The organism is Endozoicomonas sp. ALB115 (genome assembly GCF_049310245.1).
GTDB lineage: Bacteria > Pseudomonadota > Gammaproteobacteria > Pseudomonadales > Endozoicomonadaceae > Endozoicomonas.
This window is the reverse complement of sequence record NZ_JBLYZG010000024.1, coordinates 13,417-24,494: the sequence shown is the minus strand read 5'-3', so window position 1 is coordinate 24,494 and position 11,078 is coordinate 13,417. Positions and strand designations below refer to the sequence as shown.

The window sequence follows — 11,078 nt, the reverse complement described above, 5'->3', positions numbered from 1 at the left end:
TCATGAATTAATGAAATATAGTTATGGACAGAAGCTCTGCTGGTATCAGTGGTCAATACGCAAGATCAGGTAATGGTTGCAACCAACCAGGTAACCATGCGGCGTCTTCAAAGCGTGGGCAACATAGGCATGCCACCGTCAGACAATCGAATAAATCCCCCCCCACTGCCCCGGGGCCTAATGTTGACCATTCTTCTGGCACACCCCCTTCTCAATCTCTACAGCGCCGTAAAGTAAACCCTGCTCAAGGTTTTAATGCCCTCATCACACAGGAAATAATGGATGATCTGGTGAGAGCATCGGATCGTTTCGGTCATCGCTATAATGGGAAAAATCACGGTCAATTTGCCAGTTCGATTAAACAATACACGTCAACGTCTAAAAGACCGTTAAATCGAGCGGAACAAAGCCAGCTGATGCATTTGCTGCAAAATTTCACCGCAACGCGGAGCTGGAATTGGTTAAGCCTGACGACAACACTTCACTCATTTACTTCAGCGGGTGTTTTCACCCCTCATAAACCAATGGATGAGCGTGTTAAGCATACTCAAGCTCGCTTATTGTCAGCACTACTTGATGCAATCATATTCAAGTGCAACCAAAAAACTGATACCAGCTATATTGGTGCCCAGGGTGTCGCCAACCTGCTATGGGCCCTGGCAAAACTGGTAGACAGCGGGCAGGAGCGAAAATCAGCGCTCAAAGAGGCTGTGGCCGCACTGTTGCCACACATAAACGCACAGCAAGACCCATTTATTCCTCAGCATATTGCCAACCTGCTGTGGGCCATGGCGAAACTGGTGGACAATGGGCAGAAGCGAACACCAGTGCTCAATGAGGCCGTGGCCGGGCTTTTGCCCCTCGTGAACGCACCGAAAGCTGACTTTAAACGACAGGAAATCGCTAACCTGCTGTGGGCCATGGCGAAACTGGTGGATAACGGGCAGAAGACACCAGAACTCAAAAAGGCTATGGCTGCGCTGTTGCCCCGCGTGAAGGCAAATAAAGATCAATTTAATGCCCAGGATATCGCCAACCAGCTGTGGGCCATCGCGAAACTATTGGTCAACGGGCACAAATGGACACCCGAACTCAACGATGCCGTGACCGCATTGTTGCCTTGCGTGAACAAATTTTTGCCTTGCGTGAACAAATTGTTGCCTTGCGTGGACAAACAGAAAGCCCAATTTACTCCTCAACATCTCGTCAACCTGCTGTGCGCCATGGCAAAACTGGTAGACAACGGGCAGAAGCAGACACCGGGGCTCAAAGAGGCCGTGGCCGCGCTGTTGCCAAAAGTGAAAGAACAGAACGCAAATTTTGTACCACAGGGTATCGCCAACCTGCTGTGGGCCATGGCGAAACTGGGGGAGAACGGCCAGGAACAGACACCAGAACTCAAAGAGGCCGTGGCCGCGCTGTTGCCAAAAGTGAAAGAACAGAAAGCAAATTTTAAACCACAGGGTATCGCCAACCTGCTGTGGGCCATGGCGAAACTGGGGGAGAACGGCCAGGAACAGACACCAGAACTCAAAGAGGCCGTGGCCGCGCTGTTGCCAAAAGTGAAAGAACAGAAAGCAAATTTTAAACCACAGGGTATCGCCAACCTGCTGTGGGCCATGGCGAAACTGGTGGAGAACGGCCAGGAACAGACACCAGAACTCAAAGAGGCCGTGGCCGCGCTGTTGCCCTTTGTGAAGGCACCAGAAAAAACATTTAATGCCCAGGAAATCACCAACCTGCTGTGGGCGATGGCGAAACTGATGGACAACGGGCAGGAGCGGACACCAGAGTTCAACAAGGCCCTGGGGGCGCTGTTGCCCCACGTGAACACACAGAAAGACCAATTTATTTCTCAGCATATCGCCAACCTGCTGTGGGCCATGGCGAAACTGGTGGCTAACGGGCAGGAGCGAACACCAGAGTTTAACCAGGCCATGGCCGCGCTGTTGCCATGCATCAACACGGAGAACGCTAACTTTAACCCACAGGAAATCACTAACGTGCTGTGGGCCATGGCGAAGTTGGCAGACAACGGGCTGGAGCAGACACCAGGGCTCGAAGGAGCTCTGGCCGCGTTGTTGCCCCGTGTGAACGCTCAGAAGGAGCAATTTATTCCTCAAAATATCGCCAACCTGCTGTGGGCCCTGGCAAAACTGATGGACAAAGGGGAGTCGACACCTGAGCCCAACGCGGTCATTGCCGGGCTGCTGCACCAGGTGAACGCACAGAAAGCCAATTTTAAACCACAGGGTATCGCCAACCTGCTGTGTACCATGGCGAAACTGGTGGACAACGGGCAGGAGCGATCACCAGAGTTTAAGGAGGCCATGGCCGCGCTGTTGCCATGCATCAACACGGAGAAAGCTAACTTTAAACCACAGGAAATCGCTAACGTGCTGTGGGCCATGGCGAAACTGGCGGACAACGGGCTGGAGCAGACACCAAGGCTCAAAGAAGCTGTGGCCGCGTTGTTGCCCCATGTGAATGCACAGAAAGACCAATTTAATGCCCAGGGTACCGCCAACCTGCTGTGGGCCATGGCGAAGCTGGTGGACAAAGGGCTGAAGCAAACTCCAGAGCTCAAAGAAGCTTTGGCCGCACTGTTGCTCCACGTGAATGCACAGAAAGACCAATTTAATGCCCAGGGTACCGCCAACCTGCTGTGGGCCATGGCGAAACTGGTGGACAACGGGCATGAACAGACGCCGGAGCTCAAAAAGGCCGTGGCTACACTGTTACCCCACGTGAAAACACCGATAGACCAATTTATTCCTCAGCATATCGCCAACGTGCTGTGGGCCATTGCGAAACTGGTGGACAACGGGCTGGAGCAGACACCAGGGCTCAAAGAAGCTGTGGCCGCGTTGCTATCCGATGTTAACGATAAGAAGAAGCAATTTATTTCTCAGCATATCGCCAACCTGTTGTGGGCCATGGCGATGCTGGGTGAACTCGTTGAGCTGAACCTGACTACCTCTACGTTCGAATCGCTTGTCTATCGAATCAGTAAAAACCTTCAGTTTTCTAATAAGGAAGAGATATCGATGTCTCTCTGGGGAGTCATGGTATGCTGTGCCAGGTTGGCTCTAGACTCCAAAACCAATAAAAATAACGTGTTTGAAAAGCACATGGATGACCTGTTGACGCGCCTGGAAGAGACCCTACCAGATAATGAAGAGGATCAATCCATCATGATCATGGCCGCAAGTTGGCTTGGCAGAACCTGTCCGGTCGTCCCCCATTACCAGACAAACATTTCAAAAACCCAAGCCGACTTCCGCGATCAACTCCAATCATCTATCCCATCTCTGAAAATTGAAGAAGAAAAGAGTCTGAACTCATTGCCTCCGGTTGACCTGCTACTGCCAGATTACAATATCGTGATTGAAGTTCAGGGACCGTCTCATTACGTGGGTGGTGATTTCAACACCAGGAATGGTTCGACTCTGCTGAAAATCGCACTGTTGCAAAAAGCAGGATTTGAGGTCATTGAAATTCCGGTTAACAGCCTTGACAATCAGGATTTAATGAAACCATACATTGATCAAATAAAAACCAGGACAGGGATCCCGCCACAGGGGGATGGCTCTGTATCAATTACAAAAAGGTGGGCAGATGAGGCATGCATTACTGCTGATGACAGGCAACCCTCAGATCACGGTTACTTAACCGCCGAAGAACAGTCAAAAGAACAAACCGGCAAACCAGCCAAGAGGAAGAAAAAAAAGCGAGGAACCCCCTCCTCTCGACCCAGGAACCGTTTTCACATTCCAGCAAAATGAACTTCTGAACAAAACCACAGTCTGCTTTTTATATTTCCATGAATTAATGAAATATAATTATGGACAGAAGCTCTGTCGGCATCAGTGGTCAATACGCAAGATCAGATAATGGTTACAGCCAACCGGGTGACCATACCGCTTCTTCAAGGCGTGGGCGATATAGACATACCACCGTCAGACAATGGAATAATCCCCCCCGCACTGCCCCGGGGCGTAATGAATTTGACCATTCTTCTTTCACACGCTCTTCACAGCATCTACAGTACCGTTCAGTAAACCCTGCTCAAGATTTCAATACCCTCACCAGGCAGGCAATAATGGATGGCCTGCTGAGTAAATCGAATCGTTTCGGTGATCGCTATGATGGGAGAGATCACGGACAATATGCCAGTTCAATTAAAAATTACACGTTAGTTTCTAAAAGACCTTTAAATCGAGCTGAACAAAGCCAGCTGATGCGTTTTCTGCAAAATTTCACAGTAACACGGAGCTGGAATTGGCGAAGCCTGACGACAACACTTCATTCATTTACTTCAGCGGGTGTTTTTACCCCTGATAACACCATGGATCAGCGTGTTAAGCGGACACAAGCTGCCTTATTGTCAACGCTGCTGGCTGCAATAATATTCAAGTGCAACCGCAAAGCTGCAGCATGGGATATTGATGCCCGGGGAATCGCCAACCTGCTGTGGGCCATAGCGAAACTGGTGGACAACGGCCAGAAGCACACACCAGAGTTCCGGGAGGCCGTGGCCGCGCTGTTGCCACACGTGGATGCACAGAAAGACCAATTTATACCTCAGCATACCGCCAACCTGCTGTGGGCCTTAGCGAAACTGGTGGAGAACGGCCAGGAGCAGACACCAGAACTCAAAGAGGCCATGGCTGCCCTGTTACCCTGCGTGAACGCACAGAAAGCTGACTTTAAACCACAGGAAATCACTAACCTGCTGTGGGCCATGGCGAAACTGGTGGACAACGGGCAGAAGCAGACACCGGAACTCAAAAAGGCTGTGACTGCGCTGTTGCCCCGCGTAAAGGCAAAGAAAGATCAATTTAATGCCCAGGATATCGCCAACCAGCTGTGGGCCATTGCGAAACTGTTGGTCAACGGGCACGAATGGACACCCGAACTCAACGATGCCGTGACCGCATTGTTGCCCCGCGTGAACAAACAGAAAGCCCAATGTACTCCTCAACATCTCGTCAACCTGCTGTGGGCCATGGCGAGACTGGTGATCAACGGGCAGGAACAGAAACCTGAGCTAAACGAAGCCGTAGCCACACTGTTGCCCCATATAAACGCACAGAAAGACCAATTTAATGCCCAGCATATCGCCAACCTGATTTGGGCCATGGCAAAACTGGTGAGCAATGGGCAGGAGCAGACACCAGAACTCAAAGAGGCCGTAGCCGCGCTATTGCACAAAGTGAAAGAACAGAAAGCAAATTTTAAACCACAGGGTATCGCCAACCTGCTGTGGGCTGTGGCGAAACTGGTGGACAACGGCCAGGATCAGACACCGGGGCTCAACAAGGACGTGGCCGCGCTGTTGCCCTGTGTGAAGGCACAAAAAGAACAATTTAATGCCCAGGGTGTCGCCAACCTGCTGTGGGCCATGGTGAAACTGATGGACAACGGTCAGGAGCGGACACCCGATTTCAATGCGGCTGTGACCGCGCTTTTGTCCCAGGTGGACATAAAGAAAGCTAACTTTAAACGTCAGGAAATCGCCAACCTGATTTGGAGCATGGCAAAACTGGTGGACAACGGGCACAAGTGGACACCCGAGTTCAACGAGGCCGTGACCGCGCTGTTGCCCCATGTGAGCGCACAGAAATACCGATTTATTCCCCAGCATATTGCCAACCAGCTGTGGGCCATGGCGAAACTGGTGGACAACGGGCTGAAGCGGACACCACAGCTCAAAGAGGCCGTGGCCGCGCTACTGGCACACGTGAACGCAGATAAAGCCAACTTTAAACCACAAGAAATCGCCAACGTGCTGTGGGCCATGGCGAAACTGGCGGACAACGGGCTGGAGCAGACATCGGGGCTCAAAGAAGCTGCGGCCGCGTTGTTACCCCATGTGAACACTCATAAAGAGCAATTCATTCCTCAGCATATCGCCAACCTGCTGTGGGCCATGGCAAAACTGATGGACAAAGGGGAGTCGACACCAGAGCCCAACGCGGTCATGGCCGGGCTGCTGCACCAGGTGAACGCACAGAAAGCCAATTTTAAACCTCAGGGCATCGCCAACCTGCTGTGGGCCATGGCGAAACTGGTGGACAACATGAAGGACCGGATACCAGAACTCAACGAAGCTCTGGTTGCACTGTTGCCCCACGTGAACGAGCAGAAAGTTAACTTTAAACCACAGGAAATCGCCAACGTGCTGTGGGCCATGGCCAAACTGGTAGACAATGGGTATGAGCCGACAACAGAGTTCATCAAGGCTATAACCGCGCTGTTGCCCTGTGTGAACGCACAGAAAGGCCAATTGATTCCTCAGCATATTGTCAACCTGCTGTGGGCCATGGCGAAACTGCTGGACAACGGGCTGAAGTGGATACCGGGGCTCAAAGAGGCCGTGGCCGCGCTGCTGCCCCACGTTAGCCCACAGAAAGCTAACTTTGAACCACAGGGTACCGCCAACCTGTTGTGGGCAATGGCGAAACTGGTGGACAACGGGCAGGAACAGACGCCGGAGCTCAACGAGGCCGTGGCGGCACTGTTGCCCCACGTGAACACACAGAAAGACCAATTTATTCCTCAGCATATCGCCAACCTGCTGTGGGCCATGGCGAAACTGATGGACAAAGGACAGGAGCAGACGCCAGAGTTCAATGATACCGTGGGCGCGCTGTTACCCCTCGTGAACGCACTGAAAGATCAATTTACTTCTCAGCATATCGCCAACCTGTTGTGGGCCATGGCGAAGCTGGGTGAACTCGTTGAGCTGAACGTGGTGATATCGACGTTCAAATCCCTCGTCTACCGAATCAGTGGCAACCCCCAGGTCTCCAGGCAAGCGATATTGATGTCTCTCTGGGGAGTAATGGTATGCTGTGCCAGGCTGTCCCTGGTCTCCAATGGCAATAAAAATAATGAGTTTGAAAAGCCTTTGGATGAACTGTTTACCCGGCTGAAAACAGACTTCCCGGACAATGAAGAAGATCAATCCATCATTGCCATGGCCGCAAGTTGGCTTGGGGTACCTTGTCCGTTCTTCCCCCGTTACCAGACCGTCATTTCAAAACCTCAAACCTTCTTCCGTGAGCAACTCCAATTATGCCTTCCCACTTTGCAGATTGAAGAAGAAAAGAGTCTGAACTTTTTACCTCCGGTTGACCTGCTGCTGCCAGATCACAACATTGTGATTGAGGTTCAGGGCCCCTTTCATTACGTGGATGGTGATTGCAAAGCCAGGAATGGGTCGACTCTGCTTAAAATCGCACTGTTGCAAAAAGCAGGATTTGAGGTCATTGAAATCCCGGTTAACCAGCTTGGTAACCAGGATTCAATGACATTATGTATTGATCAAATAAAAACCAGGGTAAACCTCTCAGCAAAATGAACTTCTGAACCGCACAGCAGTCTTCTTTTTATATTTTCATGAATTAATGAAATATAATTATGAATAGAAGCTCTGCCGGAATCAGCGGTCAATGCGCACGATCAGGTAATGCTTACAACCAACCGAATGACCATGCCGCTTCTTCAAGGCGTGGGCGATACAGGCATGCCACAGTCAGACAATGGGATCCTCCTCCCCGCACAGCCCCGGGGCGTAATGAAGTTTACCATTCTTCTGCTCCACGCCCTGCTCAATATCTACTGCACCGTTCAGTAAATCATGCTCAAGATTTTAATGCGCTCACCCAACAGGAAATAATGGATGGCCTGGTGAGTAAATCGTATCGTTTCGGACATCGCTATGATGGGAGAGATCACGGCCTATATGCCAGTTCAATTAAAAAATACACGTCAGCGTCTAAAAGACCGTTAAATCGAGCGGAACAAAGTCGGCTGATGCGTTTGCTGCAAAATTTCACCGCAACGCGGAGCTGGAATTGGCTAAGCCTGACGACAACACTGCACTCATTGACTTCAGCAGGTGTTTTTACCCTCCATAAACCTGTGGATCAGCGTGTTAAGCGTGCACAAGCTGCCCTGTTGTCGACACTGCTGGATGCAATAATATTCAAGTGCAACCAAAAAGCGACGGCATGGGATATTGATGCCCGGGGAATCGCCAACCTGCTGTGGGCCATGGCGAAGCTGGTGGACCACGGGCAGGAGCGGATACCAGAGTTCAAAGAGGCAGTGGCCGCACTGTTGCCCCACATGAATGCACAGAAAGACCAATTTATTCCTCAGCATATCGCCAACCTGCTGTGGGCCGTGGCGAAACTGACGGACAACGGCCAGGTGCAGACACCAGAACTCAATGAGGCCATGGCTGCCCTGTTGCCCCGCGTGAACGCACAGCAAGCTGGTTTTAAACCACGGGAAATCGCTAACCTGCTGTGGGCCATGGCGAAACTGGTGGACAACGGCCAGGAGCAGACACCTGAACTCAACGAGGCCGTGGCCGGGCTGTTGCTCCACGTGAACGCACAGAAAGACCAATTGAATGCCCAGGATATCACCAACCTGCTGTGGGCCATGGCGAAACTGGTGGACAGCGGGCAAAAGCAGACACCAAAGCTGAAAGAGCCTGTGGCCGCGCTGTTGCCCCGGGTGAAAACACAGAAAGCTCACTTTATACCACAGGAAATCACCAGCCTCCTGTGGGCCATGGCAAAACTGGTAGACAACGGGCAAGAGCAGACACCAGCGCTCAACGAGGCCGTGGCCGCCCTGTTGCCCTGCGTGAAAACACAGAAAGCTCACTTTAGATCACGGGAAATCAGCAACCTGCTGTGGGCCATGGCAAAACTGGTGGACAACGGGCAGGACCGGACTCCGGGGCTCAACGAGGCCGTGGCCGGGTTGTTGCCCTGCATAAACACAGAGAAAGACCAATTTATTTCTCAGCATATCGCCAACCTGCTGTGGGCCATGGCGAAACTGGTGGACAACGGCCAGGAGCAAACACCAGCGCTCAAAGAGGCCGTGGCCGCGCTGTTGCCTCGAGTGAACGTACAGGAAGGCCAATGCATTCCTCAGGCTATCCCCAATCTGCTCTGGGCTATGGCGAAACTGGTGGACAACGGGCAGGAGTGGATACCGGGGCTCAAAGAGTCCGTGGCCGCGCTGATGCCGCAAGTGAGCGCTCAGAAAGCTAACTTTGAACCACAGGGAATCACCAAACTGCTGTGGGCCATGGCGAAACTGGTGGACAACGGCCAGGAGCAGACACCAGAACTCAACGAGGCTGTGGCCGCCCTGTTGCCTCACGTGAACGCACAGAAAGGCCAATTTCATGCCCAGGGTATCACCAACCTGCTGTGGGCCATGGCAAAACTGGTGGACAATGGGCAGAAACAGACGCCAGGACTCAACGAGGCCGTGGATGCGCTGTTGCCCCACGTGAACGCACAGAAAGACCAATTTACGCCTCAGCATATCGCCAACGTGCTGTGGGCCATGGCAAAACTGGTGGACAACGGGCAGAAACAGACACCAGGACTCAACGAGGCCATGTACGCGCTGTTGCCCCATGTGAAGGCACAGAAAGCGAACTTTAAACCACAGGGTATCACCAACCTGCTGTGGGCCATGGCAAAACTGGTGGACAACGGGCAGGAGCGAACACCAGAGTTCAACGAGGCCATGGCCGCGCTGTTGCCCCACGTGAACGCACATAAAGAACAGTTTCATGCCCGGGCTATCGCCAACCTGCTGTGGGCCATGGCAAAACTGATGGACAGTGGGCAGGAGCGGACTCCAGAGTTCAACGAGGCCGTGGCCGCGCTGTTGCTAAACGTGAAGTCACAGAAAGCTGACTTTCAAACACAGGAAATCGCCAACCTGTTGTGGGCCTTGGCGAAACTGGTGGATAACGGAATGGAGCGAACAACAGGGCTTAACGAGGCCGTGGCTCTGCTGTTACCACGTGTAAACGAAAAGAAAGCCAACTTTACACCACAGGGTATCGCCAACCTGCTGTGGGCCATGGCGAAACTGGTGGACAACGGGCAGGAGCGGACACCTGAGCTCAACAAGGCCATGGCCTCGTTGTTGCCCCACGTGAGCGCACAGAAAGCCAACTTTACACAACAGGGTATTGCCAATCTGCTGTGGGCCATGGCGAAACTGCTGGACAACGGCCAGGAGCGGACTCCAGAGTTCAACGAGACCGTCGTCGTGCTGTTGCCCCACGTGAATGCCAAAAAAGACCAATTTATTGCTCAGAATATTGTTAACCTGCTGTGGGCTATGACAAAACTGGTGGACAACGGACAAGAGCGAACACCAGGGCTCAACGAGGCCGTAGTAACGCTGTTGCCCCAGGTGGACGTACAAAAAGACCAATTTAATGCCTGGGGGATCGCCAACCTGCTGTGGGCCATGGCGAAACTGGGTGAACTCGTTGAGCTGAGCGTGGTTAGCTCCACGTTTGAATCGCTTGTCTACAGAATCAGTGACAACCCTCAGCTCTCTCAGAAAGACATAAAGATGTCTCTCTGGGGAGTCCTGGTATTGTGTGCCAGGTTGTTTCTAGACTCTAATACCAATAAAAATAACGTGTTTGAGAAGCACATGGATGACCTGTTTACTCGCCTGGAAAATACCTATCCAGACAATGAAGAGGATCAATCCGTTATTGCCATGGCCGCAAGCTGGCTTGGCAGGGCGTGTCCGTTCGTCCCCCATTACCAGACAAACATGTCAAAATCTCAGGCCGACTTTCGCGCTCAACTCCAATCATGCATTCCCTCTTTGCAGATTGAAGAAGAACAGAGTCTGAGCTCATTACCCCCGGTTGACCTACTACTGCCAGCCCACAACATGGTGATTGAAGTTCAGGGACCGTCTCATTACGTGAATGGTGATTTCAACACCAGGAATGGTTCGACTCTGCTGAAAATCGCACTGCTGCAGAAATCAGGATTTGAGGTCATTGAAATCCCGGTTAACCAGCTCAGGAGCCAGGATTCAATGAAACGATGCATTGATCAAATAAAGACCAGGGTAGACATCCCGCCACAGGGTCATGGCTCTGTATCACTTAAAAGCGGGTCGGCAGATGAGAAATACGGCACTGCTTATATATAAACATTTCAGCAAAATGAACTTCCGAACAAAACAGCAGTCTACTTTTTTATATTTTCATGAATTAA

3 protein-coding genes are annotated in these 11,078 nt (G+C 51.8%); all 3 read left to right on the top strand.

Features of this window, described 5'->3' with window-relative positions; genetic code table 11:
- Positions 1 to 23: 23 nt before the first annotated feature.
- From ACO6VE_RS12385 to ACO6VE_RS12375, 3 genes are read left to right on the top strand one after another with little or no spacing between them, the layout of a single operon-like run.
- Positions 24 to 3,785, top strand: a complete 3,762-nt coding sequence (locus ACO6VE_RS12385) for a DUF1601 domain-containing protein (RefSeq protein WP_422461554.1) — start codon at positions 24 to 26, stop codon at positions 3,783 to 3,785.
- Between the two features lie 59 nt (positions 3,786 to 3,844).
- Positions 3,845 to 7,366 carry a DUF1601 domain-containing protein gene (locus ACO6VE_RS12380; RefSeq protein ID WP_422461552.1) on the top strand — a complete coding sequence of 1,174 codons (3,522 nt, stop codon included), beginning with the start codon at positions 3,845 to 3,847 and terminating at the stop codon, positions 7,364 to 7,366.
- Between the two features lie 59 nt (positions 7,367 to 7,425).
- Positions 7,426 to 11,013, top strand: a complete 3,588-nt coding sequence (locus ACO6VE_RS12375) for a DUF1601 domain-containing protein (RefSeq protein ID WP_422461550.1) — start codon at positions 7,426 to 7,428, stop codon at positions 11,011 to 11,013.
- The last annotated feature ends 65 nt before the right edge of the window (positions 11,014 to 11,078 follow it).